Genomic DNA, 23992 nt, shown 5'->3' with positions numbered 1-23992 from the left:
TGGGGTGGATGAGGGAAGGGCAGGGCACGGGGGCGGGCGCCGTCATGGGCCGCTGGCCGGGTCGGCCTGGCTGGCTTGACTTTCGCCGAACATGAGGCGGTCGCGCAGTTCCTGCACTGCCACGCCATCGCGCAACAGGCGGAAGTACCAGCCACCGTCCTCGGTGTCGCCATACAGGCAGGCGCCGACCAGTCTGTCGCCGCGCAGCACCAGCTTGCGGTACACGCCCGCGCCGGGGTCGCTGAGCACGATTTCCTCCGTGCCGTCGTCGCCGCGAAAGTCGCCTGCGCTGAACAGATGAATGCCCGTGACCTTGAGCTTGGCCGAGGTCTGCGAGCCCGGATAGCGGCCGATGCCGATTTCGGCCAGGTGGTTGGCCAGCACCTTGCCCTGCTCGAACAGCGGCGCCACCAGCCCGTAGGCCACGCCCCGGTGCGCCGCGCATTCGCCCACGGCATAGATGCGCGGGTCGGTCACGGTCTGCAGCGTGTCGCTGACCACGATGCCGCGCTGCACGTGCAGGTGCATCTGCTCGGCCAGCGCGGTCTCGGGTCGGATGCCCACGGCCATGACCACGAGCGAGGCCGGCGCATCGCGCCCGTCCTGCAGGTGCACGCAGGCCACGCGGCCCTGGCCGTCGCCCGTCAGCGCGCGGGTCTGGGCCTGCATCAGAAAGCGCATGCCGCGCTCGGCCAGCGAGGCCTGCAGCAAGGCGGCGGCGGTCTCGTCGAGCTGGCGGTCCAGCAGGCGCTCACCCGCATGCACCACGGTGACCTCCATGCCGCGCTTCATGAGTCCGTTGGCGGCCTCCAGGCCCAGCAGTCCGCCGCCGATGACCACCGCCTGGCGGTGGCTGGCGGCCGCCGCGATCATGGCCTGGGTGTCGGCAATGTCGCGGTAGCCCAGCACGCCTTCCAGCTCGCGCCCGGGCACGGGCAGCATGAAGGGGCGCGATCCCGTGGCCAGGATCAGGCGGTCGTACCCGGCGCTCACCGGCTGTCCGGCCGCGTCCACGGCGTGCACCACGCGGCGCGCCCGGTCCACCGCATGCACGCGGCAGCCTGCATGCAAGGTGATGCCGTGCCGGGCATACCAGGACCAGTCGTTGAGGATGATTTCGTCCAGCTGCTGCTCGCCCGCCAGCACGGGCGACAGCATGATGCGGTTGTAGTTGGGGTGCGGCTCGGCGCCGAACACGGTGATCTCGTAGAGGTCGGGCGCGATCCTGAGCAGCTCTTCCAGCGTGCGCACGCCGGCCATGCCGTTGCCCACCATCACCAGCCTGGATTTCTTCATTGCGCCCCCGCATCGGTTCGAAAAGCAAAAAGGCGTCATCCCCACTGCGCGGCTGCTGCCTGCGCGCGGGTTGACGCCTTTGTCCCTGGGGCAGCGGCACCTCGTTGCGCCTTGCCCCCATGGCCTGCAATGGCCACGCACGGGATGAAGCAAGCGGCATGCCAGGGCGCGCAGCCCTGCGCGGGCCCTGTCCTCGGGGCTGCCGCCCGGCGGCCGAGCCATGGTGGTGCGTCGCATGCCTCAAGGCGGTGCGCCCGCTATCGAGAGCGCGCAATCAGATGTCTGAATCGAATGGAGGTTTTGTGGCGATTTGTTTCAAATGCGACGAATCGGGGTACAACAAGCCACCGGGTCCTGCAGTAAGCCAGGGCCGCAATGACGTGAAGGATTTTTCTTCTTCAAGGGACCACGCCTATGAGAGTGAATCTGCCAGTCAGCACGCGTGAATACGCATTTCCCAAGGGCCAGACCCTGGTGTCCACCACGGACCTGAAGGGGCGCATCCTCTACTGCAACCCGATGTTCATCGAGGTCAGCGGCTACGAGCGCGAAGAACTGCTGGGCCAGCCCCACAACATGATCCGCCACCCCGACATGCCCGAGGAAGCCTTCCGCGACATGTGGGCCACCATCTCGGCCGGACTGCCCTGGTCGGCGCCCGTGAAGAACCGGCGCAAGAACGGCGACTTCTACTGGGTCATGGCCAATGTCACGCCGCTGATGGAAGGCGACCGTCCCTCGGGCTACATGTCGGTGCGCACCGAGGCCACGCGCGAGCAGACGGATGCGGCCGAGCGCCTCTACGCCACCATGCGCGCCGAAAAGGACGCAGGGCGCAAGGTCCACGTGCTGCGCGCCGGCCATCTGGTGCGCAACAACCTGCGCGGACGCCTTGCCAGCGCGCTGAGCCTGGGCCTGGCAGGCAAGCTGGTGCTGATCTTCTTCCTGGTGGTGGCGGCAGCCTTTGGCGCGGCGATGGCGGGAGGGCACACGCTGGATGCATGGTCCGCGCTGGCCTGGCTGGCGGTCTGCATCTTCACGGGGCTGGCCGGGGCCTGGGCGTACCGGCTGACCGTGGCGCCGCTGGCGCAGATGGTGCTGCAGGCCAACCGCCTGGCGGCCGGCGACCTGACGCAGACCATACGCATCACGCGCAAGGACGTGGTGGGCGATCTGCAGAAGGCGCTGAGCCAGCTCAATGTGAACCTGCTGTCCATCGTGCGCGATGCGCGCGAGGAAAGCGACAAGATGCAGATCTCCACGCGGGAAATCGCGCAGGGCAACCAGGACCTGTCCGCGCGCACGGAAACCCAGGCCGGCAACCTGCAGCAGACGGCGGCCTCGATGGAGGAGATCACGGGCACGGTCAAGCACACGGCCGAGTCGGCGCGCCAGGCCACGGACCTGGCCACCCAGGCCAGCGAGGTGGCCGAGCGCAGCAGCGGCGCCGTCGACGGCGTGGCGGCCACCATGAAGCAGATCCAGGCCGCGTCGGGGCGCATCGGCGAGATCACGCAGCTCATCGACTCCATCGCCTTCCAGACCAACATCCTGGCGCTGAACGCCGCCGTGGAGGCCGCGCGCGCGGGCGACCAGGGCCGGGGCTTTGCGGTGGTGGCGGCCGAAGTGCGCAGTCTCTCGCAGCGCACGCAGGCAGCGGCCAAGGAGATCCGCGAACTCATAGACGACTCCGCCGCCAAGGTGCTGGATGGCAATCAGCGCACCGAGGTCGCGCAGAAAACCATGACCGAATCGCTGGACCTGGTGCGGCGCGTGAACCTGCTGATCGGCGAAATCCACAGCGCCTCCAACGAGCAGCTCAGCGGCATCTCGCAGGTCAACGCGGCCGTGGCGCATCTGGACAACATCACGCAGCAGAACGCGGCGCTGGTGGAGCAGAACGCGGCATCGGCCATGGCCTTGCAGGCCCAGGCGCAGACCGTGTCGGAGACCGTGCAGGTCTTCCGGCTGGACGCCACGGCCCGGGCACCGGCGGCCGTGGCCGACGCAGTGGCGCTGCGCCGGTCCATGAAGGCGCAGGCGCCGCTGCCGCCGCTGCGGCCGCCGCGCACCCAGCCGCAGCCGGCGCTGACCACGGGCTGAGCGCGATCCGGGCGCTGGAAAACATCGTTGACACTTGGGGCGCTGCGCCGTCATGCCCGCTGCACCGGCCGGCGCTACCATGTGACTTTGTGTTGACCGGGCGACCGGATGAAGGAACGACCATGAACTCCAGCTCTTCCCTGGCCGCCGAACTGATGGCCCAACTGCAGGGCGCGCCCATGCAGCAGATGGCAGACCAGATCGGCGCCAGCCCCGCTCAGACCGAAAGTGCCGTGGGCGCGGCCCTTCCCGTGCTGCTGGGCTCGCTGGGCCGCAATGCGGCCGATTCGCAGGGCGCGGCCAATCTCTTCGGCGCGCTGCAGCGCGACCACGGCGCGGCCAGCGGTGGCGCCGGCGGGCTGGATCTGGGAGGCCTGCTGGGCTCGCTGCTGGGCGGCGGCGCAGGCGGCAATGCGGGCGGCGGGCTCGACGGCGCAGCCATCCTGGGCCATATCCTGGGCGGCAACCAGCAGCGCGCGCAGGACGGCCTGGGCCAGGCCACGGGCCTGGGCAGCGGCGGCGCGGCCCAGCTGCTGCAGCTGCTGGCCCCCATCGTCATGTCCTTTCTTGCACAGCGCGTGAGCGCAGGCGGCATGGATGCCGGCGGCCTGGGCCAGGTGCTGGGCCGCGAGCATGCGCAGGCGCAGCAGCAGGGCGGCCTGGGTGGTGGTTTGCTGGGAAGCCTGCTCGATCAGGATGGCGACGGCCAGGTAGGTCTCAGCGATCTGATGAAGATTGGTGGCAGCCTGCTGGGCGGCCGCCGCTGAAGGGCCGCATTCACTGAATCGGGCAGGGCCGGTGCGTGTGCATACACGCGCTGGCCCTGTTGCTTTTTGGGCGCAGTTCGGATGACACTAGAACCGAATTGGCGAACGACTGAAAGGCACCCATGACAGCAGTTGCAGACATTCTCAAGTCCAAGGCCACCAGCGCGGTGTACAGCATCGCGCCTACCGATTCCGTGCTCGACGCGCTGCGGCTCATGGCCGACAAGGGCATTGGCGCCCTGCTCGTGATGGAGGGCAGCGAGATCGCCGGCATCGTCACCGAGCGCGACTACGCGCGCAAGATCGCGCTGCTGGGGCGCACCTCCGGCGCCACCCTGGTGCGCGACGTGATGACGCGCGACGTGCTGTTCGTCGGCCCCACCCAGACCACGCAGGAGTGCATGGCGGTGATGACCGAGAACCGGCTGCGCCACCTGCCCGTGGTGGACGAAGGCGGCAAGCTGCTGGGCCTGATCTCCATCGGAGACCTGGTCAAGGACATCATCTCCGAGCAGAAGTTCATCATCGAGCAGCTGGAGCACTACATCTCGGGCCGGCACTGAGCCGGGGCTCGGCCTGCCCGCCATGGGCAGGGTCTCGAAGGCGGCAGGACCTGTGAAGGTTCAGGCCGCCTTTTCCACATGCCCCTGGCGGGTGTAGAGGAAATCGATCACGGCCTTGCGGCACTGGCGGTAGAGGTCGTCCTCGGCCAGCGCCACGCGGTTGCGCGGGCGGGCCAGGCCGACCTGCAGCACCTCGCCGATGGTGGCGGCCGGGCCGTTGGTCATCATCACGATCTTGTCGGACAGCAGCACGGCCTCGTCCACATCGTGCGTGACCATGACCACGGTGCTTTGCGTGCGCGCCACGATCTCCAGCAGCTCGTCCTGCAGCTTGGCGCGCGTGAGCGCATCGAGCGCGCCGAAGGGCTCGTCCATCAGCAGCACCTGCGGCTCCATCGACAGCGCGCGCGCAATGCCCACGCGCTGCTTCATGCCGCCCGATATCTCGCCGGGCCGCTTGTGCGCGGCATGGGCCAGGCCCACCAGTTCCAGCGCGGCCAGGGTGCGGGCCTTGAGCTGGGCGCGGCTTTCCGTGCGGCCATAGACGCGCTCCACGGCCAGGTGGATGTTGCCCTCGCAGGTCAGCCAGGGCAGCAGCGAGTGGTTCTGGAAGACCACGGCGCGCTCGGGTCCGGGGCCCTTGATCTCCTTGTTGGCGCACAGCAGCACGCCCGTGGTGGGCGTGGTCAGGCCCGCGATCAGGTTCAGCAGGGTGGACTTGCCGCAGCCCGAGTGGCCGATCAGCGAGACGAACTCGCCTCGCGCAATGGTCAGGTCGATATTGCGCAGCGCCGGAAACAGGCCCTTGGCGGTCTTGAAGCTCTGCTCCACGCCCTGGATCTCGATGAACTTGGACGATGCATTCATGCCTTCACCTCTTCGAACGTAAATGCCGTTGCCAGCTTGACCAGGGCCATCTCCAGCAGCAGGCCCACGATGCCGATCACGAAGATCGCGATGATGATGTTCTTGACGTTGAGGTTGTTCCACTCGTCCCAGACCCAGAAGCCGATGCCCACGCCGCCGGTGAGCATCTCGGCCGCGACGATGACCAGCCAGGCCGTGCCCACGGCCAGGCGCACGCCGGTCAGCATGTAGGGCAGCACGGCCGGGAACAGGATGGTGGTGGCGATCTTCCATTCGCTGAGGTTGAGCACGCGCGCCACGTTCATGTAGTCCTGGGGCACGCGCTGCACGCCCACGGCGGTGTTGATGAGCATGGGCCAGATCGAGCAGATGAAGATGGTCCAGATGGCCGCCGGGTTGGCGCCCTTGAAGACCAGCAGGCCGATGGGCAGCCAGGCCAGTGGCGACACCGGGCGCAGCAGGCTGATCAGCGGGTTGAACATGCGCGACAGGAAGTTGAAGCGCCCGATCACGAAGCCGGCCGGAATGCCGACCAGGGCCGCCAGGCCGAAGCCCACGGCCACGCGCTGCAGCGAAGCGAGCACGTTCCAGCCCACGCCCTGGTCATTGGGGCCGTTGCGGTAGAACGGGTCGCTGAAAATCTCCACCGCCTGCTGCCAGGTCGCCAGGGGCCCCGGAATGCTCTGGCCCGAGCCTGCGGCCACCAGGGACCACACGCCCACGAGCAGGCCTAGGCCGCACAGCGGCGGCAGCACGGCCAGCCAGAAGGCGCGCGACAGCGCCGCCCAGTCGCGCGCAGGGGCGGGAGTCCTGGGCGTTGCCGGTGCAGCCTGCATGGCCGGGACCGGGGATGCAGCGGTGGGGGAAACCGGCGCAGGCGGGGCGGCGGCGGTGGAGGACTCTGCCGGGAAGTGGAAGACGGCGCTGACCATGGTGTGTTCCTCGGTGGGATGGGTCTTCAAAGGGGATCTCTCAGGCCTTGATGGCGAAGCTGTCCGCATACTTGCGCGGGTCCTTGCCGTCCCAGACCGTGCCGTCCATCAGCTTGCTGCTGCGCATCTCGCCCTTGGGCAGCGGGGCCTTGGCGGCGGTGGCGGCCTGCTGGTAGATGTCCAGGCGGTTGATGGAGCGGGCCACGCCCAGGTAGTCGGGGTGCTCCTTGAGCAGGCCCCAGCGCTTGTGCTGGGTGAGGAACCACATGCCGTCGGACAGATAGGGATAGCCCACGCTGCCGTCGCCATAGAACTTCATGTGGTGGGGGTCGTCCCAGGTCTTGCCCATGCCGTCCTGGTAGCGGCCCAGGATGCGCTGGTTGATGGCGTCCACGCCGGTGTTCACATAGGCCTTGCCGGCAATGGTGTCGGCCATGCGGGTCTTGTTGGCCAGGCTCTCGTCGATCCAGCGGCCGGCCTCGATGATGGCGGCCGTCACGGCGCGTGCCGTGTTGGGGTTCTGGCGGGCAAATTCGGCCGTGGTGCCCAGCACCTTCTCGGGATGGTCCTGCCAGATGGCCTGGGAGGTGGTGGCCGTGACGCCGATGCCGTCCATGATGGCGCGGTGGTTCCAGGGCTCGCCCACGCAAAAGCCGTCCATGTTGCCCACGCGCATGTTGGCCACCATCTGCGGCGGCGGCACGGTGATGACCTTGGCATCCTTGAGCGGGTGGATGCCGTTGGCCGCCAGCCAGTAGTACAGCCACATGGCATGCGTGCCCGTGGGAAAGGTCTGGGCAAAGGTGTATTCGCGCTTTTCGCTGGCCATCAGCTTGGCCAGGCCTGCGCCGTTGACGGCGCCCTTGTCGGCCAGCTTCTTGGACAGCGTGATGGCCTGGCCGTTGTGGTTGAGCGTCATCAGCACGGCCATGTCCTTCCTGGCGCCGCCCACGCCCAGGTGCATGCCGTAGACCAGGCCGTACAGCACATGGGCAAAGTCCAGTTCGCCATTGGCCAGCTTGTCGCGCACGCTGGCCCAGCTCGCTTCCTTGGAGGGAATGATCCTGACGCCGTACTTCTGGTCGATCCCCAGCACCGAGGCCATGACCACGCTGGCGCAATCGGTCAGCGGAATGAAGCCAATGCGCACTTCCTTTTTCTCGGGCGCATCCGAGCCGGCCGCCCAGGCGCCGTGGTGGCCCAGCTGGGTGTAGAGCGCCGCGCCGCCTGCCAGCGTGCCGGCCTGGCGCAGAAAATCGCGCCGGGGCAGTGCCGGGCCGGAGGTGAGAGGGCCTGTGGTGGGCTGGGGCGTGGACGCCATGGCGGAACTCCTTCGATCGTCGGGAATAGAACACTTGCAAACCGGCATGTCCCAAGCAAAACGGCGTCCTCTCCGGCCGCGCTGCGCGGGGAGAGTGACGCCGTTGTCCTGGGGCCCTGAATCAAGACCGGGTTCCCGGCCGCCTTTGGCCGGGATTTGCCAGAGTCAATGCAGAAACCGTGCCAGGCGGCGTTCAAGGGGGACCATGCACTCCACCTGCCTTGCCGTCCGCGCCGGGCCACCTTCTGGTGCGCGACTTGCCGCAGCACTGCACCAAGTCGGTGCTGCGCTGCAACATGGCGCGCAGCGGCCCGGGTTCATGGGGCGGGCGGCAGCAGATCGGCCATGGAAAGCACGGCCTGCGCCACTTCGGCCAGGCGGCGGTTCTGGTTCATGGCGGTCTGGCGCAGCAGCTTGTGGGCCTCGCCTTCGCTGAGCTGGCGCCGTGTCATCAACAGGCCCTTGGCGCGCTCCAGCAGCTTGCGTTCCGTGAGCGTGGCGCGCACGGTCTCCAGCTCGGCCTGCATGGCCTGCAGCCGCTGGGACTGGTCCTGCACCAGGTCCATCACGGATCGGTCCAGCTGCGGGCCCAGACGCGCGGCCGGGGGCTGCAGCCCGCCCAGCGCCAGCGTGGCGGAGACGGGCGTGATCTCCATTGCCTGCGGCGCCTGCAGCAGCGTCTGCAGGGCGGCGCGCGCATCGACAATGCAGCGCTGGCACTGCTGCTGCAGCTCGGCCGTCAGGCGGGCCTCGACGGTGTGCAGCGCATCCATGCGCCGCGAGCAGCTGTCGAACCAGGGCTCGGCCATCTCCGGCGCCAGGGGAGTGCCCGGCGCGGCCGTGCAGCCCACGCGGCGCAGGCGTTCGATCACGGCCAGCGTGGCGTCGGCCGCGCTGCTTTCTTGCCACAGGGCCAGGGAATGGGGCGGCGCGAACTCCGCAAAGACCTGAAAGCAGCGCTCCTGCGAGGCGATCAGGTGCAGCCAGTGCTGCTGGCGCGGCGCATCGCTGACGCCCGCACCAAAGGCGGCCACGCCCGTGGCACGCTCCTGGCCCGCGAATTCCTTGCCCTGCATGAAGTTGAACAAGGCCACCAGCAGGCGCGAGATGCCGGGCTCGGGCGCGCTGTCGGCCGCCTCGAACACCACGGCCAGCAGGCCTGCCACCAGCTCGATGTAGATGGCGGTGGCCGCCTCCGGCGACAGGTCGTGGCTGGCGACGCGCTCGCGCAGCGCAGGCAGGGCGTCCAGGCACTGCAGCACATGGGCGATGCGGCTGAACAGCCGCGCGCCATGGCCGGGGTGTCCCGTGGAGTCTGTTTGGCCGGGCTGCATGTCCAGCCGGTCGAAGCCGTCAAGCGCCGCCGCGGCAATCCGGTCGCACTCGGCCATCTGCGCCAGCCGTGCCTCGCCGCCATGCGCGCCCGCGCTGGCCAGAAAGACGTTGGACAGGCCGCGCTCCTTTTGCAGCGCATGGATGAGGCGGCTGAGCAGATCCACCAGTGCGCTGGTGCGCTGCAGTTGCTCCAGTTCGCCGATTTCGCACTGGCGCGCGGCCACAAGAAAGTTGAGAGCGGTTTTCATGGGGGACGGGTCCTGTCTGCCTGCATTGATGCAATTCCCATGCCGGGCCTGCCGTGGCGCAAAAGGAGAAGTAGAAGCAAGGCGCAGGGTTTGATAGAATTTTTCTAACGTTTTGAAATCGTCGATACAAATTTGGACGCGCGAATGTGTCGAATATTTGCCGGGTGCCCTGCAGGAAAAAGCCCGGCTTTCCGGCACACACGACAACCATGGCATAGCCATCCACAAGATCGGGCTGCGCAATGCGGCAGCGAGGCTGAATCAGCATGAGCTTGCAATATCACGAGAAGATCGGATGTCCCCCGTGCGCTGGCGGTTCATGACCCAGGCGGTGTTGGGGCGGACTGCTGTGCGCCGGCGTGGCCCGTTCCTGGCTGCGCTGCTGCTGGGCCTGGCGCAGTGCCGGGCACTGGCGGGGGGCGAGCTCCTGGCCGCGTCGGCGCCATCCGATGGCCAGGGAAGCTGGGCCGCGGGGTGGAGCGCTTTCGGCCTGTGGGGCGCCATTCCCGTTCTGATATTCCTGCTGGTTTCGCTGGTGGTCCATGTGCGCCTGCGCGAGAAGGCTCAGCGCCTGACGCAATCGCTGCAGCAGACCAATGAAAAGCTGCTGCGCGCCAATGTGAAGCTCAAGCGCATCGCCTTCAGGGACCCGCTGACCGGCACGGCCAACCGGGCGCTGCTCGAGTACCGGCTTGGCCGGGCGATTGCGCGCGCCGACAGCTCGGTGGAGCAGCCAGGGCCCGGCGGGCCGGTGCGCGTGGGCCTGCTGTACATCGATCTGGACGGATTCAAGCCCATCAACGACGTGGAGGGCCATGCCGCAGGTGACGCGCTGCTGTGCCAGGTGGCCGTGCGCCTGAACCGTATGACGCGCAAGTCGGACACGCTGGCGCGCGTGGGGGGCGATGAGTTCGTGCTGCTGCTGGGCTGCCTGGCATCGGAGGACGATGCCGTGGCCATGGCCGGCCGGGTGCAGAAGGTTTTGGGCCAGCCCTTCGATCTGCCGGGAAAGTCCATCTCCATCGGCAGCTCCGTCGGCGTGGCCATCTATCCCGATCATGGCCAGAAGGAAAAGCTCATGGCGGCGGCCGACCTCGCCATGTACACGGCCAAGCGCGCCGGCGGGAATTCCTGCGCCATCTTCAAGGAAAGCATGCGCAAGGATGTGGCCGTGCAGTTCGACCTGCAGCAAGCCCTGCGCCGCGCCGTGGCAAGCCAGCAGCTGGTGCTGTTCTACCAGCCCAAGATCGATGCCCGCACGGGCCGCATCCGCAGCGTGGAGGCGCTGGTTCGATGGAACCATCCCCGATTCGGCCTCATCAGCCCCCGCGTGTTCATTCCGCTGGCCGAGCGCTTCGGCCTGATCAGCGAGATCGGCGACTGGGTCATCGACGAGGCCTGCCGCCAGACTGCCCAGTGGACGCGCCAGCGGCGCTTCATGCGCGTCTCCATCAATATCTCGGGCTATCAGCTCTTTCAGACACGGCTGGCGCAGTACATCGGCGAAGCGATCGAGCGGCACCGCATTCGGCCCGAGCAGCTGGTCTTCGAGATCACCGAGTCCGTGGCCATGGAGGACGACAAGACCACCATGGCCGTGATTGCCGAGTTGACGGGCATGGGCGTGCAGATTTCCATCGACGACTTCGGCACCGGCTACTCCAGCCTGGCCCTGCTGCGCCAGCTGGGCGCCGACGAGGTCAAGATCGACCGCAGCTTCGTGCGGGACGTGGCCATCAAGAGCGACGCGCGGGCCGTGGTCGATGCCATCGTGCGCCTGGCCCATGCGCTGGAGCTGCGCGTGGTGGCCGAAGGCGTGACCGACCAGCAGCAGCGCGAAGTGCTTCAGACGCTGGGCTGCGACGAGCTGCAGGGCTTTTACTTCGCTCGCCCCATGAACGCCCAGGCGCTGATCGCCAGCGAAATCTGGACCTCCGACGGCATCGAGCCCGTGCAGTTCTCGCGCTCGTCATACCTGGACAACCTGTAGCGGCCCGCCGGCCCCGCAACTGCCCGCCGGCCAGGGGCCATTGACGCGGGCGGCCGTGCGCCGCGCCCGCAGGTTCTACACTTCAGTCCCATGAGTTTGCTGATTCTGGGGATCGAATCCTCCTGCGATGAAACCGGCGTGGCCCTGGTCGAGGCCCCCGATGGCACGGGCGTGCCCAGGCTGCTGTCCCATGCGCTGCATAGCCAGATCGACATGCACCGCGCCTATGGCGGCGTGGTGCCGGAGCTGGCCAGCCGCGACCACATCCGCCGCGTGCTGCCGCTGACCGAAAGCGTGCTGGGCGAGTCCGGCCGCACGCTGGACCAGGTCGATGTGATCGCCTTCACGCGCGGCCCCGGCCTGGCCGGCGCGCTGCTGGTGGGCGCGGGCGTGGCCTGCGCCATGGCTGCGGCGCTGGACAAGCCCGTGCTGGGCTTGCACCACCTGGAAGGCCACCTGCTGTCGCCCTTCCTGAGCGCCGATCCCCCCGAATTCCCCTTCGTGGCCCTGCTGGTCTCGGGCGGCCACACGCAGCTGATGCGCGTGGACGGCGTGGGCAGCTACGCCATCCTGGGCGAGACCATCGACGACGCGGCCGGCGAGGCCTTCGACAAATCGGCCAAGCTCATGGGCCTGCCCTATCCGGGCGGCCCCGTGCTCTCGCGCCTGGCCGAGGGCGGGGACGCGCAGGCCTTCAAGCTGCCCCGGCCGCTGCTGCATTCGGGCGACCTGGACTTCTCGTTCGCCGGCCTGAAGACGGCCGTGCTGACCCAGGCGAAGAAGCTGGGCGATGACCTTGAGGCGCGCAAGGCCGACCTGGCCGCCAGCACGCAGGCGGCCATCGTCGAGGTGCTGGTCAAGAAGACGCTGGCGGCGCTGCAGCAGACCGGCATGAAGCGCGTGGTCGTGGCCGGCGGCGTGGGCGCCAACCGTCTGCTGCGCGCCCAGCTGGATGCGGCCTGTGCCAAGCGCAAGCTGCGCGTGCACTACCCCGAGCTGCACCTGTGCACCGACAACGGCGCCATGATCGCCATGGCCGCCGCCATGCGCCTGCAGGCAGGCCGCGAAATGGCGAACAGGCACTACGCGTTCGACGTCAAGCCGCGCTGGCCGCTCGATTCGCTGGCCTGATGGTCCGGGGCCGCGTGCCCGGCCTGCACGGCGGGTGCAAAAAAAGCCCGGCGCGGGCCGGGCTCTGGAAACGGGCTGTCACCTTGCCAAGAGGATGGAAGAAAGGATGGTTGACAGCCCGGGTGCACAAACGCGCTGGCCGTGACCGGACTTACTGGATGCTCAGCATGGTGGCCTTGCTCTGGGGTTCCAGGCGGGCCAGGGACAGCGTGAGCACGCCGTTTTCCAGCTTGGCGCTGCTGGCGGCCGTGTCGATCTCATGGTCCAGCTCCCAGGCGCGCTGCACCTGGCGGGGCGCACCCTCGACGCTGGACAGACGGACCACGGCGCCTTCGATGCTCAGCTGCAGCTGCTCGCGGGACAGGCCGGGCACATCCAGCTGCAGCGTCGTGGCCTTTTCATCGCGCTGCACCTGCACCGACGAGGGAGAGTGGGCGGCGTTGCCCAGGGTGCCTTGCAGGAAGCGTTGCAGGGCCAGATCGGCGGCTTGGGGGTTGAAGGCGTTGCGGCGGAGAACAGGCGAGAAGATCATGGTGAAGTGGCTCCTATAAACTGCGCGGCTTCATCGAAGTTGTCGCCGCATGGAGCGTAGTTGAGCGGCGTTGAACGTATTTCAAGAGGGAAAAAGCCATGAATAAATTGCGCCGCAAGGTCTTGAAAAGCGGTGCCATGGCGCTATTTGCTGCGCCCGTGCTGGCGGCCCTGGCCGCAAACGAACGCGGACAGCCCGTGCCCCCGCCGCTTGGCGAGCCCATACGGCTGGCGCTGATCGAAAGCCTGTCCGGCCCCTTCGCCAATACGGGCGAGGCCGTGTTCCGCAACCTGTTGTGGGCCACCGAGCGCGTGAATGCGCGCGGGGGTGTGCCACTGCCGGCCGCGCAGGGCGGCGCCCGGCCCCTGGCCATCGAACGCCATGACAGCAAGGGCCAGAACGAGGAGGCGCTGTCCGCGCTGCGCGCAGCCATCGACGGCGGTGCGCGCGTGGTCATGCAGGGCAATTCTTCGGCCGTGGCCGCCGTGCTGGTCGATGCCATTGCCAAGCACAACGAGCGCGATCCGGCCCGGCGCGTGCTGTACCTGAACTACTCGGCCGTCGATCCTGCGCTCACCAACGAGCGCTGCAGCTTCTGGCACTTTCGCTTCGACGCCCATGCCGACATGCGCATGGCCGCGCTGATGCAGGTGCTGCGCGAGGACGCGGCCGTGCGCAGCGCCTACCTGATCGGGCAGGACTACAGCTTTGGCCAGGCCGTGCTGCGCGAGGCACGGCGCCAGCTGGCCGCGCAGCGGCCCGATGTGGCCATCGTGGGCGACGAGCTGCACCCCGTGGGCCGCGTCAAGGACTTTGCGCCCTATGCCGCCAAGATCAAGGCCAGTGGCGCCCGGGCGGTGATCACGGGCAACTGGGGCAACGATCTGATGCTGCTGGTCAAGGCCGCGCGGGAGGCGGGTTTTGACGGCCGCTTCTACACCTTCTACGGCAATGCGCTGGGCGCGCCAGCCGCCCTGGGCGAGGCCGGCGTGGGCAAGGTGCTGGCCGTGGCCGACTGGCTGCCCAACGTGCCGGGCCCCGACAGCCAGGCCTTCTACAAGTCATTCCGCGAGCGCTTTCCCAGGCCTGCCGATGACTATGTGCACATGCGCATGCAACTGATGATCGAGGCCCTGGCCCAGTCCATGGCGCGTGCGGGCAGCACCGACACGGTGGCCGTGGCGCAGGCGCTGGAAGGCGCCGAGGTGGCGCTGGCCGGGCGCAAGGGCCGCATGCGCGCGGCCGACCACCAGTTCCAGCAGGCGCTGGTGGTCGGCGTCATGGACAGGCTGGGCGCGCCCGGCGTGCCCTTCGATGTGGAGGGCTCGGGCTACGGCTTCCGCGTGGTGCGAGAGATCGAGGCGGCGCGTGCCGAGCAGCCTGCGATGTGCCGCATGCGCCGGCCCTGACGGCCTCGACGGTTTGTATGGCCCGGATCAGCGGCCCATGGCCGCCGCGACTTCCTGGCCCAGTTCGATCACGGACAGCGCGTAGTAGCTGGACCAGTTGTAGCGCGTGATGGCATAGAAGTTCTCCGTGCCCGCGATGTACAGCGGCTGGCCCTGCGCGCCGTTTTCCAGCTTGACCAGGGCCAGCGGCCCTTGATGGGCCGCGCCGCTGCCCGGCAGTTGCACGCCGCGCGCAGCCATCTCGTCGGCCGTGAACTGGGGCAGGATGTCGGGCGCCAGCAGGGCGGCCAGGTCGGCGCCCTGGGCCTGCATGATCACAGGGTAGTGGGTGGGCATGCCGCTTTTCCAGCCATGCGCGACAAAGTAGTTGGCCACCGAGCCGATGGCGTCGGCCGCGCTGCCGAACAGGTCGATGCGGTCGTCGCCGTCGAAGTCTACCGCCCACTTCACCCAGCTGCTGGGCATGAACTGGCCCATGCCCATGGCGCCCGCGTAGCTGCCGCGCAGCGAGAACGGGTCCGTTGCGGCGCGGTGCGTGAAGCGCAGGAACTGCTCCAGCTCGCCGCGGAAGTACTCGGTGCGTGCCTGCGCGCGGGGGTGGGCTGCGGGGAAGTCGAAGCTCAGCGTGGCCAGGGCGTCGATCACGCGGAAGTTGCCCATCTGCTGGCCGTAGATGGTCTCCACGCCGATGATGCCGACGATGATTTCGGCCGGCACGCCGTACTGCTTTTCGGCACGCGCCAGCGCGGCGGCATTGGCCTGCCAAAAGCGTGTTCCGGCGCGTATGCGCACGGGCTCGACAAAGCGGCTGCGGTAGACGCCCCAGTTCTTGGCCGTGCCCTGGGCAGCCGGCGTCATCAGGCGGGGAACCTGGGGCAGAAAGCGCGCCTGGGAGATGGTGTCGCGCACCCAGTCCACCGGCAGGTCATGGCGCATCGCAATGTCGGCGGCCATTTGCATGGCATCAGGCCGTTCGCCGTAGGGCGTGCTGCCATGCACGGTCCTGGCCACGGCGGCGCCGCCTGCCGCCGTGGCGGCGGCAGCAGCGGCCGCGCGCTTTTTCGTGGAAGGTTTGGCCGTGGACTTGGCGGCAGTCTTGGCTGCGCCGGTCTGGGCGGGCGCCGGCTTGCTGGCCAGCGCGCCGCAGGGCAGGGCGGCGGCCGCAAGCAGCAGCAGGGCGGAGGGGATCAGTCGTTGCTTGGTCATGGTGTGCTTGTCGTGGGGCCGGCAGCGGCGGCTTGTGGCCGTGGCTGCGGAGTGCGTGGCCAGTCCAGCGCCCGCCATTGGCGTCGCAGGGCGGGCAGGCCGGGGGTATCGGGTGCGGATTTGTGTGCGTATAGGGGGACGGATTGGGGGGCGCGTGCGTAGCGCTGGCGTTCCATGTCCAGAAGCCAGTCGTGCAGGGCCTTGGCGGCCGTGGCGTCGTCCTGGCCCCAGCGGTCCATGACCTGGGCTGCCAGCGCGCGCGGGGGCAGGCTGGCTTCGGCATCCAGGCCGATGCGGCGCAGCCGGGCGCGGGTCCTGTCCATCAGGCGCAGCCATTCATCGCGGCTGCTGCGCTGGGCGCGGGCCATCCAGGCCAGCCAGGCCAGCGCAGCCACGCCGGCCAGCGCGCCCAGCAGGCGCAGCATGTCCACCCACGATGGCGACTGCACGCCCAGGTTCTTGAGCAGGTCCAGCTGGCGGCTTTGCGTGTAGTTGAGCACCCACTGGTTCCAGCCGTTGTTGACGGCCTCCCACACGGCGCGCATCTGCTGCAGCATGCCCACGCCCACGAAGTTGCCCACGGCGCCCGCAATGGCACCCTGGGGCGCGCGCAGGCGCTGGAACTCGCCCACGCGCGACGGGGCCACGGCGCCGGTGGGGTCGATGCGCACCCAGCCCTCGTCCTCCAGCCAGACCTCGGTCCAGGCGTGGGCGTCGGCGTTGCGCACGGTCCAGTAGCCATCGACAGGGTTGCGCTCGCCGCCCTGGTAGCCGGTGACGATGCGGGCAGGCACGCCCATGCCGCGCATCAGCACGGCGAAGGCCGAGGCGATGTGCTCGCAGAATCCCTCTTTGCTGTCGAACCAGAAATCATCGGCCGTGTGCACGCTGTCCACCACGCCGGGGTCCAGCGTGTAGGTGTAGCCGCCCGTGCGCAGGCGCGCCAGCGCGGCCTGTACCCAGGCGCGTGGCGGGGCGTTGGCCAGTTGCGGGTCGGAGCGCATCTGCCGGGCCAGCGCCAGTGTGCGCGGGTTGCTGCCTTCGGGCAGCTGGGTGTAGCGGCGCAGGGCGCGCGTGGGCTGCAGCGGCCCGTAGCTGAACTGCACATGGCTTTGGGCGCTGATGCGCACCACGTCGGTGATGGGGCGCCAGGTCAGCCATTGCAGCTGGGGCGTCATGCGGGCGGTGCCCATGCCCTGGGGCAGTTCGGGGGGCTGGGGCGTGGCGTCGAGCATGGTCAGCCAGGGGCGGCGGCTGGGCTCTATGGTCATCTGGTAGCTCACGCCCTCGCCGGAGACGCGCAACTGCGCGTCCTCCAGAACGGCCTCCGTGTCCATCTGCCATTCCTGTCCGTCAAAGCGCGACAGAACGGGCCCCCGGAAATAAAGGGTGTTGGCAGGCGGAGGAGCACCATCGGGCGTATCGAAGCGCAGGCGCAGGGCCACGTTTTCGTCCAGCACCAGCGAGGCCATGGAGCCCACGCGCATGTTTTCCGACAGGCCGCTGCGGCCGGCCAGGTCGTTGCTGGGCACACCCCACAGCGGCGCCATGCGCGGGAAGAACAGGAACAGCGCCACCATCACTGGCGTACCCCACAGCGCCAGCAGGGCTGCCGTGCGCAGCGCCTGCGTCAGCGGCGGGCGGCCGGCGGTCATGTGGGCATTGACCAGGGCCGTGAGCAGGCCCAGCAGGCCCAGCACCATGGCCAGGGCCAGCAGCAGGGACTGCGAGTAGAAGAAGTTGGCCAGCAGCGCGAAGAAGCCCAGGAAGAACACCACCATGGCATCGCGCCGGGCGCGCAGCTCCAGCGTCTTGAGCGCCAGCAGCAGCACGATCAGGGTCACGCCCGCATCGCGCCCGATAAAGGTGCCGTGCGAGACCCAGGTGGCGCCCACGGCCAGCAGCAGCAATCCACCCAGCACCCAGCGGCCGGGCAGGGGCTGGCCGCCCCAGGCCAGCAGGCCGCGCCACAGCAGCAGGCCGGCCACGAAGACCATGGTCCACCAGGGCGTGTGGGCGGCCTGGGGCATCAGCACCCAGGCGACCACGGCCAGCAGGAACAGGGTGTCGCGCGCATCGCGCGGCAGGGCGGCCAGGCGCTGGCGCCAGGTGGCCGCGGGCTGCGCAATGGCTTGGAAGGAGGAGGGCATGGACGTGCGATTCATGGGCAGGCCGCCAGGGCTTCCAGGCAGAGCGTGGCGTGGGCCGCGCCCTGGTCGGGGGCGATCTCGCGGCCGTCGGGCAGGCGCAGGCCCCAGGTCAGGTCCTGCTGGCGTGCGACCAGCACCCAGGCGGTCAGGCGGCTGAGGCGGGCCTCGGGGTCGGCCAGGCCGGTGGCCTTGGCGTCCAGCCACAGGCGGTGCTGCTGGGACAGCGGGCGGTCGCGGCTCACCAGCTGGTCACTGCCCGTGGCAAAGGCCTGGGCGGCCTTTTTCCAGACCACCAGCTTGAGCGCATCACCGCGCCGGTAGGCTCGCACGCCATCGAACTCGTCGCCGTGGCGCGTGGAGGCCGCGCTGCGGCCGCCGGCATCGGCACTGGCCGCAGGCAGGGGCGGAGGATTGTGTTCGGGCGCCGGGTAGATCCAGGCCTGGGTCTGCGCGCGCCACAGCGCCCAGACGCGGAAGGTGCCCAGCGGGTAGCGTGTGGCCGCCGTGATCGTGGGCAGCGATTGCAGGCCTCGGCGCAGTGGCGTGAAAGCCAGTTGCGCCGTGGTGCTGCCCTGTGCCGGGACATCGATCCAGGTCCAGTCGGTGGCCGCCGTATCGCCCTGCACGGCCAGGCCTATGCCCCAACGCGTGCTGCGGCGCGTGTTGTGCAGCACCACGTCGAAGCGGCAGGGCTGGCCGGCAAAGCTGCCAGTCGGCGGCAGCAGATGCAGCGCCAGGCCGCGCAGATTGCCGTGGCCGACCACCATGCCCGCAGCCGCGCTGCCGGCCAGCAGGAACGTCAGCAGATAACCCAGGTTGAGCTGGTAGTTGATGGCGGCCACCAGCAGCACGCACAGCGTCAGCGCCAGGGCCCAACCTGCACGCGACGGCATGATGTAGACATTGCGCTGGGTCAGCTTCAGGCTGTCCGTGCGGGGCAGGCGGGCATGCCACCACTGGCGCACGCGCCGCGCCGGAGACCAGCGCTGGCGCAGCGATGCCCCCGGCTGGGGGGCGCCGGGCGAAGACGCGGGGGCGGCCGGCATCAGCGCAGCGCCACGGCGTCCAGCATGGCGCGCACCTGCTCCACGGCGCCCCGGCCGGAGGAGCCTATGGGCACCAGGCGGTGGGCCGCCGTCTGCGGCAGGATGGCCTGCACATCGTCGGGCGCCACGTAGTCGCGCCCTTCCATCAGGGCCACGGCCCGGGCCGCGCGCAGCAGCGCAATGCCCGCGCGAGGCGACAGGCCCTGCACGAACCACTGGCCCGAGCGCGTGGCCTCAAGCAGGTCCTGCACATAGTCGAGCAGGGCATCGCTGGCATGCACCTGGAGCACGGCTGCCTGCAGGTCCTGCAGCTCCTGCGTGGTCAGCAGCGGTGCCAGCGCGTCGGCCTGGGCGCGCCGGCCATTGCCGGACAGCAGGGAACGCTCGGCCGCGCGGTCGGGATAGCCCAGGCTGATGCGCATCAGGAAGCGGTCCAGCTGGCTTTCGGGCAGCGGGAAGGTGCCCAGCTGTTCCTGCGGGTTCTGGGTGGCGATCACGAAGAAGGGCTCGGGCAGGCGGTGCGTGCGGCCCTCGGCCGAGACCTGCCGCTCCTCCATGGCTTCGAGCAGGGCGCTCTGCGTCTTGGGGCTGGCGCGGTTGATTTCGTCGGCCAGCAGCACCTGGGCGAAAACGGGGCCCGGGTGGAAGACAAAGGTCTCGCTGGCGCGCTCGTAGATGGACACGCCGGTGAGGTCGCTGGGCATGAGGTCGGCCGTGAACTGCACGCGCGAGAACTGCAGCCCGAAGCTGTGTGCCAGCGCATGCGCCAGCGTGGTTTTGCCCACGCCGGGAACGTCTTCCAGCAGCAGGTGTCCCCCGGCCAGCAGGCAGGCCACACTGTCGCGGACCTGAGCCGGTTTCCCTACAACCACCGTGTTAAGCTGATCCAGAAGCGCCTTGATCTTGTGTGTTGCTTGCATGGCGCGACGTTATCCTAAAAAAAACATCGCGGAGACATCACTGTGGGCAAGACGGGTTATTTCACCCATAGGGAGTGCTGGCGGCATGAGATGGGGCCGGGGCACCCGGAATGCCCGGCCCGGCTCGATGCCATCGAGGACCGGCTGCTGGTGACCGGCGTGGCCGATGCGCTGGAGCGGCACGAGGCCCCCCAGGCCTCGCTGGCCGACATCGAACTGGCCCATGACCGCATGCATGTGGCCGCGCTGCAGGGCCTGACACAGCGCCTGGTCGAGGAGCAGCAGGCCGGCGGCCCCGAGTACTCCCAGATCGATACCGACACCTCCATCAACAGCCACACCTTCTCGGCCGCCCTGCATGCGGCCGGCGCCACGCTGGCGGCCACCGATGCGGTGATGGCCGGCGAGCTGGAGAACGCCTTTTGCGCCGTGCGCCCGCCGGGCCACCATGCCACGCGCCACCAGGCCATGGGCTTTTGCTTCTTCAACAACGTGGCCGTGGGCGTGAAGTACGCGCTCAGCCGCCACCACCTCAAGCGCGTGGCCGTGATCGATTTCGACGTGCACCACGGCAATGGCACGGAGGACATCCTCTCCGGCGACGACCGTGTGCTCATGTGCGGCATCTTCCAGCACCCCTTCTATCCCTTCAGCGGCGACCAGCACCCGGCCGCCAACATGGTCAACGTGCCGGTGGCCGCCTATACCAAGGGCATGGACATCCGCGAGATCGTCGAGATGATGTGGATCCCGCGACTGGAGGCCTTCAAGCCCGAGCTGATCTTCATCAGCGCCGGCTTCGACGCCCACCGCGAGGACGACATGGGCCAGCTGGGCATGACCGAGCAGGACTTCACCTGGATCACCTCGCGCATCAAGGACATTGCGCGGCGCTTTTCCAAGGGGCGCATCGTCTCCTGCCTGGAAGGCGGCTACGTGATGGGGCCGCTTGCGCGCAGCGTGGAAGCGCACGTGCGCGTGCTGGCCGACCTCTGAACCGGATCTGGAGCACCATGAACGCGAGCACCCCTCCTTCTGAAGCCAGCCCTCTGCTCGACGTGCAGCGCGACGCGCGCGGCGTCGTGCGCCTCACGCTCAACGACCCGCAGCGCTTCAATGCCCTGGGCGAGCAGATGCTCACGCAGCTGCAGCAGGAGCTGGACGACGTGGCGCGCGACGAGTCCGTGCGCGTGGTCGTGCTGGCTGCGGCCGGAAAGGCCTTTTGCGCGGGGCACAACCTCAAGGACATGGCGGCCCATCCGCAGCTGGACTACTACCAGAAGCTGTTCGCCCAGTGCAGCCGCATGATGCTGTCCATCCACCGGCTGCCCGTTCCCGTGATCGCGCGCGTGCACGGCATTGCCACGGCGGCGGGCTGCCAGCTCGTGGCCCAGTGCGATCTGGCCGTTGCTGCGCAGGCGGCACGCTTTGCCACCAGCGGCATCCACTATGGCCTGTTCTGCGCCACCCCCAGCGTGCCGCTGGTGCGCAACGTGCCGGCCAAGCAGGCCATGGAGATGCTGCTCACGGGCGACTTCATCGACGCCCAGCAGGCGCTGGAGCAGGGCCTGGTCAACCGCGTGGTGGCCGAGGAGGCGCTGGACGATGCCGTCGAGCACTTCGTGCAGTCCATCGTCAGCAAGCCCCGTGCGGCCGTGGCCATGGGCAAGGCGCTGGTCTACCGGCAGCGCGAGATGGGCATCGAGGCGGCCTACCAGCTGGCTGGCCAGACCATGGCCGCCAACATGATGGATGCCGACGCCCAGGAGGGCGCCCAGGCCTTCGCCTCCAAGCGCGAACCGGCCTGGAAGACGGGCCGCTGACCGACCTGCATGTAGGCCCCGGTCCGGTCGGCCTGTCCTGGATCTGCGCGATGATGGCGGCCTGCGCCCTTGCGGCGGAACGGCCCTGACCCATGGACATCTTCGACAAGCTCATCAACGACTTCCAAAGCTCCAGCGCCTGGCTGGAGTTCTCCGTGCTCATCGCCTGCCTGCTGCTGGCCTACGGCGCCATGCGCGGCCTGCATGCGCGCTACGGCCATCTCAACGATGGAAAGCCCTCCGTATGGATAGGCCGCCATGCGCTCGATGGCGCCCTGTTCCCGCTGCTGGCGCTGGTGCTGGTCTTTACCAGCCAGGAGATCCTGGCGCGCTTTTCCACGGTGTTCTGGTTGCGTGTGGCCGTGTCGCTGCTGGTGTCCCTGTCGGTGATCCGCTTCGTGGCGCGGGTGCTCAGCCGGACCTTCCCCCACTCCACCGTGGTGCGCCTGATCGAGCGCATCTTCTCCTGGCTGGCCTGGGGCGCAGCCGTGCTGCACAGCATCGGCCTGCTGCCGCAGGTCATGGAGGAGCTGGAGGCCCTGCAGTTCAACATCGGCAAGACGCCGGTCAGCCTGCTCAACCTGATCGAGGGCACGCTGTCGGCGGGCCTGATGATGGTGGCCGTGCTCTGGCTGTCCACGCTGTTCGAGCAGAAGGTCATCAACCAGTGGGTCAGCGACCTGTCCATGCGCAAGGTGGCCATGAACATCACGCGCAGCGTGCTGATCCTGGTGGGCCTGCTGGTGTCGCTGTCCATGGTGGGCGTGGACCTGACGGCGCTGTCCGTCATGGGCGGCGCCATCGGCGTGGGCCTGGGTTTCGGCATGCAGAAGATCGCCTCCAACTACGTCAGCGGCTTTCTGGTGCTGATCGAGCGTGCGCTGCGCATCGGCGACAACGTGCGCGTGGACGGCTTCGAGGGCCGCATCACCGACATCCGCACGCGCTACACCATCATCCGCGCGCTCAACGGCCGCGAATCCATCGTGCCCAACGAGACGCTGATCACCCAGCGTGTGGAGAACCTCACCGGATTCGACGTCAAGTTCGGCCTGTCCACCAACATCGTCGTGGGCATGGACAGCGATGTGGAGCAGGTGCGCGGCATCCTGCTCGAAGCCGCAGCCGCGCAGCCGCGCGTGCTCAAGACGCCCGCGCCTTCGGTGGCTCTGGTCGACTTTGTGGAGCAGGGCCTGCAGTTCAGTCTCAGCTACTACATCAACGACCCGCAAAATGGCCAGGGAAATGTGCGCTCCGAGGTCAACCTCGCCGTACTGCGCGGCCTGCGTGCCGCAGGCGTGAGCCTGCCGGTCCCCAGGCAGGTGGTGCAGATCACCGAACGCGGGGGCGTGGCGGCCCAGGCAGCAGAGAAAAGCAGCTAGGATTATTCCTAGGTGCATACCCTGAGTTCAGGCTGTTCCCCTGCAGGAAATCTCAATGGTCGTGCTTAAAATGGCACGATCGTTCTTTTTTGTGAGCGCGCATGCGGCCCTCGGCCGTCAGGGAAACCTGCCTCAGCTGCTGCAGCGCCGCATACAATGATTTCGGTTTACGTAAACGTCAATCTATCAATCAATCAGGAGCCGCTGCAATGAAGGTTTTGGTCCCGGTCAAGCGCGTGGTGGACTACAACGTGAAGGTCCGCGTGAAGTCGGACGGCACGGGCGTGGACATCGCCAACGTCAAGATGAGCATGAACCCCTTTGACGAAATCGCCGTCGAAGAAGCCGTTCGCCTCAAGGAAAAGGGCGTGGCCACCGAAGTCATCGCCGTCTCCTGCGGCGTGGCCCAGTGCCAGGAAACCCTGCGCACGGCCATGGCCATCGGTGCCGACCGCGGCATCCTGGTGGAGACCACCGAGGAGCTGCAGCCCCTGGCCGTCGCCAAGCTGCTCAAGGCCCTGGTGGACAAGGAGCAGCCCGGCCTGATCATCCTGGGCAAGCAGGCCATCGACGACGACGCCAACCAGACCGGCCAGATGCTGGCGGCCCTGGCCGACCTGCCGCAAGCCACCTTCGCCTCCAAGGTCGAAGTCGCTGGCGACAAGGTCAACGTGACCCGTGAAGTGGACGGCGGCCTGGAAACCCTGGCCCTGAGCCTGCCGGCCGTCATCACCACCGACTTGCGCCTGAACGAGCCGCGCTACGTCACGCTGCCCAACATCATGAAGGCCAAGAAAAAGCAGCTGGACACGGTCAAGCCTGAAGAGCTGGGCGTCGATGTCGCCCCGCGCCTGAAGACGCTCAAGGTGGCCGAGCCCGCCAAGCGCGGCGCTGGCGTGAAGGTGCCCGATGTGGCGACCCTGGTCAGCAAGCTCAAGAACGAAGCCAAGGTCATCTAAAGGAATTCGCAG

The 23992-nt window shown here is 68.4% G+C and carries 20 protein-coding genes; 10 read left to right on the top strand and 10 right to left on the bottom strand.

Annotation, left to right across the window (positions count from 1 at the left end; all coding sequences use genetic code 11):
* Positions 1 to 42: 42 nt before the first annotated feature.
* Positions 43 to 1296: an FAD-dependent oxidoreductase gene (locus AAN986_RS20275; protein ID WP_082138105.1), complete on the bottom strand. Its 1254-nt coding sequence runs from the start codon at positions 1294 to 1296 to the stop codon at positions 43 to 45.
* Positions 1297 to 1710: 414 nt separating this feature from the next.
* Here AAN986_RS20275 and AAN986_RS20270 point away from each other — a divergent pair, with 414 nt between their 5' ends.
* The 3 genes from AAN986_RS20270 to AAN986_RS20260 all read left to right on the top strand — a co-directional run bounded on the left by AAN986_RS20270 (position 1711) and on the right by AAN986_RS20260 (position 4729).
* A complete protein-coding gene (locus AAN986_RS20270) occupies positions 1711 to 3399 on the top strand; it encodes a PAS domain-containing methyl-accepting chemotaxis protein (RefSeq protein ID WP_016449720.1) in 1689 nt (562 codons plus the stop codon).
* Positions 3400 to 3521: 122 nt separating this feature from the next.
* On the top strand, positions 3522 to 4166 hold the full coding sequence (locus tag AAN986_RS20265; RefSeq protein WP_047218710.1) for a DUF937 domain-containing protein: 645 nt from the start codon (positions 3522 to 3524) through the stop codon (positions 4164 to 4166).
* A 122-nt stretch (positions 4167 to 4288) separates the two neighbouring features.
* On the top strand, positions 4289 to 4729 hold the full coding sequence (locus tag AAN986_RS20260) for a CBS domain-containing protein (protein ID WP_016449718.1): 441 nt from the start codon (positions 4289 to 4291) through the stop codon (positions 4727 to 4729).
* A 60-nt stretch (positions 4730 to 4789) separates the two neighbouring features.
* Here the strand turns inward: AAN986_RS20260 and AAN986_RS20255 are convergent, their stop codons facing one another.
* The 4 genes from AAN986_RS20255 to AAN986_RS20240 form a co-directional block, all read right to left on the bottom strand.
* Positions 4790 to 5596, bottom strand: coding sequence for an ABC transporter ATP-binding protein (locus tag AAN986_RS20255; protein WP_017407363.1), 807 nt, complete (start codon positions 5594 to 5596; stop codon positions 4790 to 4792).
* A complete protein-coding gene (gene ntrB, locus AAN986_RS20250; protein WP_034367678.1) occupies positions 5593 to 6528 on the bottom strand; it encodes a nitrate ABC transporter permease in 936 nt (311 codons plus the stop codon). The genes AAN986_RS20255 and ntrB overlap by 4 nt, the downstream gene beginning before the upstream one ends.
* Before the next feature lie 40 nt (positions 6529 to 6568).
* Positions 6569 to 7849: a CmpA/NrtA family ABC transporter substrate-binding protein gene (locus AAN986_RS20245; RefSeq protein ID WP_034367671.1), complete on the bottom strand. Its 1281-nt coding sequence runs from the start codon at positions 7847 to 7849 to the stop codon at positions 6569 to 6571.
* A gap of 317 nt (positions 7850 to 8166) precedes the next feature.
* Positions 8167 to 9432: a nitrate regulatory protein gene (locus AAN986_RS20240; protein ID WP_017407366.1), complete on the bottom strand. Its 1266-nt coding sequence runs from the start codon at positions 9430 to 9432 to the stop codon at positions 8167 to 8169.
* A 295-nt stretch (positions 9433 to 9727) separates the two neighbouring features.
* Here AAN986_RS20240 and AAN986_RS20235 point away from each other — a divergent pair, with 295 nt between their 5' ends.
* Both AAN986_RS20235 and tsaD read left to right on the top strand, forming a co-directional pair.
* Positions 9728 to 11422, top strand: a complete 1695-nt coding sequence (locus AAN986_RS20235) for an EAL domain-containing protein (RefSeq protein WP_047218709.1) — start codon at positions 9728 to 9730, stop codon at positions 11420 to 11422.
* 90 nt (positions 11423 to 11512) lie between these two features.
* Entirely contained in the window at positions 11513 to 12553 is a 1041-nt protein-coding gene (tsaD, locus tag AAN986_RS20230; protein ID WP_349335447.1) for a tRNA (adenosine(37)-N6)-threonylcarbamoyltransferase complex transferase subunit TsaD, read from the top strand.
* Between the two features lie 151 nt (positions 12554 to 12704).
* On the opposite strand, the gene AAN986_RS20225 is transcribed toward tsaD, so the two are convergent.
* Positions 12705 to 13085: an Hsp20 family protein gene (locus AAN986_RS20225; RefSeq protein ID WP_047218708.1), complete on the bottom strand. Its 381-nt coding sequence runs from the start codon at positions 13083 to 13085 to the stop codon at positions 12705 to 12707.
* Positions 13086 to 13183: 98 nt separating this feature from the next.
* On the opposite strand from AAN986_RS20225, the gene AAN986_RS20220 reads away from it, so the two are divergent.
* A complete protein-coding gene (locus tag AAN986_RS20220) occupies positions 13184 to 14494 on the top strand; it encodes a branched-chain amino acid ABC transporter substrate-binding protein (RefSeq protein WP_047218707.1) in 1311 nt (436 codons plus the stop codon).
* Positions 14495 to 14521: 27 nt separating this feature from the next.
* Here the strand turns inward: AAN986_RS20220 and mltB are convergent, their stop codons facing one another.
* From mltB to AAN986_RS20200, 4 genes are read right to left on the bottom strand one after another with little or no spacing between them, the layout of a single operon-like run.
* Positions 14522 to 15700 carry a lytic murein transglycosylase B gene (mltB, locus tag AAN986_RS20215; RefSeq protein ID WP_047218743.1) on the bottom strand — a complete coding sequence of 393 codons (1179 nt, stop codon included), beginning with the start codon at positions 15698 to 15700 and terminating at the stop codon, positions 14522 to 14524.
* The gene (locus tag AAN986_RS20210) at positions 15697 to 17865 is read right to left on the bottom strand and encodes a DUF3488 and transglutaminase-like domain-containing protein (RefSeq protein ID WP_047218706.1); all 2169 of its coding nucleotides are present in this window, start codon (positions 17863 to 17865) and stop codon (positions 15697 to 15699) included. The genes mltB and AAN986_RS20210 overlap by 4 nt, the downstream gene beginning before the upstream one ends.
* The gene (locus tag AAN986_RS20205) at positions 17862 to 18896 is read right to left on the bottom strand and encodes a DUF58 domain-containing protein (protein ID WP_047218705.1); all 1035 of its coding nucleotides are present in this window, start codon (positions 18894 to 18896) and stop codon (positions 17862 to 17864) included. The genes AAN986_RS20210 and AAN986_RS20205 overlap by 4 nt, the downstream gene beginning before the upstream one ends.
* Positions 18896 to 19816: an AAA family ATPase gene (locus tag AAN986_RS20200; RefSeq protein WP_013803463.1), complete on the bottom strand. Its 921-nt coding sequence runs from the start codon at positions 19814 to 19816 to the stop codon at positions 18896 to 18898. The genes AAN986_RS20205 and AAN986_RS20200 overlap by 1 nt, the downstream gene beginning before the upstream one ends.
* A gap of 90 nt (positions 19817 to 19906) precedes the next feature.
* Between AAN986_RS20200 and AAN986_RS20195 the strand changes: the two genes are divergently transcribed.
* The 4 genes from AAN986_RS20195 (at position 19907) to AAN986_RS20180 (ending at position 23980) form a co-directional block, all read left to right on the top strand.
* Positions 19907 to 20812, top strand: coding sequence for a histone deacetylase family protein (locus AAN986_RS20195; RefSeq protein WP_047218704.1), 906 nt, complete (start codon positions 19907 to 19909; stop codon positions 20810 to 20812).
* Positions 20813 to 20829: 17 nt separating this feature from the next.
* Complete coding sequence (locus AAN986_RS20190) at positions 20830 to 21639, top strand: enoyl-CoA hydratase (protein ID WP_047218703.1); 810 nt, start codon at positions 20830 to 20832, stop codon at positions 21637 to 21639.
* Between the two features lie 92 nt (positions 21640 to 21731).
* Positions 21732 to 23021, top strand: coding sequence for a mechanosensitive ion channel domain-containing protein (locus AAN986_RS20185; RefSeq protein ID WP_047218702.1), 1290 nt, complete (start codon positions 21732 to 21734; stop codon positions 23019 to 23021).
* Positions 23022 to 23230: 209 nt separating this feature from the next.
* Positions 23231 to 23980, top strand: a complete 750-nt coding sequence (locus AAN986_RS20180; protein WP_012204310.1) for an electron transfer flavoprotein subunit beta/FixA family protein — start codon at positions 23231 to 23233, stop codon at positions 23978 to 23980.
* Positions 23981 to 23992 lie beyond the last annotated feature (12 nt).

Origin of the sequence: Delftia sp. DS1230 (genome assembly GCF_040112715.1) — a bacterium.
In the GTDB taxonomy this organism is placed as follows: domain Bacteria; phylum Pseudomonadota; class Gammaproteobacteria; order Burkholderiales; family Burkholderiaceae_C; genus Comamonas; species Comamonas tsuruhatensis.
This window is presented reverse-complemented; position numbering and strand designations above follow the sequence as displayed.

Coding starts and splice junctions, on each gene's coding strand:
- AAN986_RS20275 (WP_082138105.1), bottom strand. CDS start 1,296: ATGAAGAAATCCAGGCTGGTGATGGTGGGCAACGGCATGGCCGGCGTG.
- AAN986_RS20270 (WP_016449720.1), top strand. CDS start 1,711: ATGAGAGTGAATCTGCCAGTCAGCACGCGTGAATACGCATTTCCCAAG.
- AAN986_RS20265 (WP_047218710.1), top strand. CDS start 3,522: ATGAACTCCAGCTCTTCCCTGGCCGCCGAACTGATGGCCCAACTGCAG.
- AAN986_RS20260 (WP_016449718.1), top strand. CDS start 4,289: ATGACAGCAGTTGCAGACATTCTCAAGTCCAAGGCCACCAGCGCGGTG.
- AAN986_RS20255 (WP_017407363.1), bottom strand. CDS start 5,596: ATGAATGCATCGTCCAAGTTCATCGAGATCCAGGGCGTGGAGCAGAGC.
- ntrB (WP_034367678.1), bottom strand. CDS start 6,528: ATGGTCAGCGCCGTCTTCCACTTCCCGGCAGAGTCCTCCACCGCCGCC.
- AAN986_RS20245 (WP_034367671.1), bottom strand. CDS start 7,849: ATGGCGTCCACGCCCCAGCCCACCACAGGCCCTCTCACCTCCGGCCCG.
- AAN986_RS20240 (WP_017407366.1), bottom strand. CDS start 9,432: ATGAAAACCGCTCTCAACTTTCTTGTGGCCGCGCGCCAGTGCGAAATC.
- AAN986_RS20235 (WP_047218709.1), top strand. CDS start 9,728: ATGTCCCCCGTGCGCTGGCGGTTCATGACCCAGGCGGTGTTGGGGCGG.
- tsaD (WP_349335447.1), top strand. CDS start 11,513: ATGAGTTTGCTGATTCTGGGGATCGAATCCTCCTGCGATGAAACCGGC.
- AAN986_RS20225 (WP_047218708.1), bottom strand. CDS start 13,085: ATGATCTTCTCGCCTGTTCTCCGCCGCAACGCCTTCAACCCCCAAGCC.
- AAN986_RS20220 (WP_047218707.1), top strand. CDS start 13,184: ATGAATAAATTGCGCCGCAAGGTCTTGAAAAGCGGTGCCATGGCGCTA.
- mltB (WP_047218743.1), bottom strand. CDS start 15,700: ATGACCAAGCAACGACTGATCCCCTCCGCCCTGCTGCTGCTTGCGGCC.
- AAN986_RS20210 (WP_047218706.1), bottom strand. CDS start 17,865: ATGAATCGCACGTCCATGCCCTCCTCCTTCCAAGCCATTGCGCAGCCC.
- AAN986_RS20205 (WP_047218705.1), bottom strand. CDS start 18,896: ATGCCGGCCGCCCCCGCGTCTTCGCCCGGCGCCCCCCAGCCGGGGGCA.
- AAN986_RS20200 (WP_013803463.1), bottom strand. CDS start 19,816: ATGCAAGCAACACACAAGATCAAGGCGCTTCTGGATCAGCTTAACACG.
- AAN986_RS20195 (WP_047218704.1), top strand. CDS start 19,907: ATGGGGCCGGGGCACCCGGAATGCCCGGCCCGGCTCGATGCCATCGAG.
- AAN986_RS20190 (WP_047218703.1), top strand. CDS start 20,830: ATGAACGCGAGCACCCCTCCTTCTGAAGCCAGCCCTCTGCTCGACGTG.
- AAN986_RS20185 (WP_047218702.1), top strand. CDS start 21,732: ATGGACATCTTCGACAAGCTCATCAACGACTTCCAAAGCTCCAGCGCC.
- AAN986_RS20180 (WP_012204310.1), top strand. CDS start 23,231: ATGAAGGTTTTGGTCCCGGTCAAGCGCGTGGTGGACTACAACGTGAAG.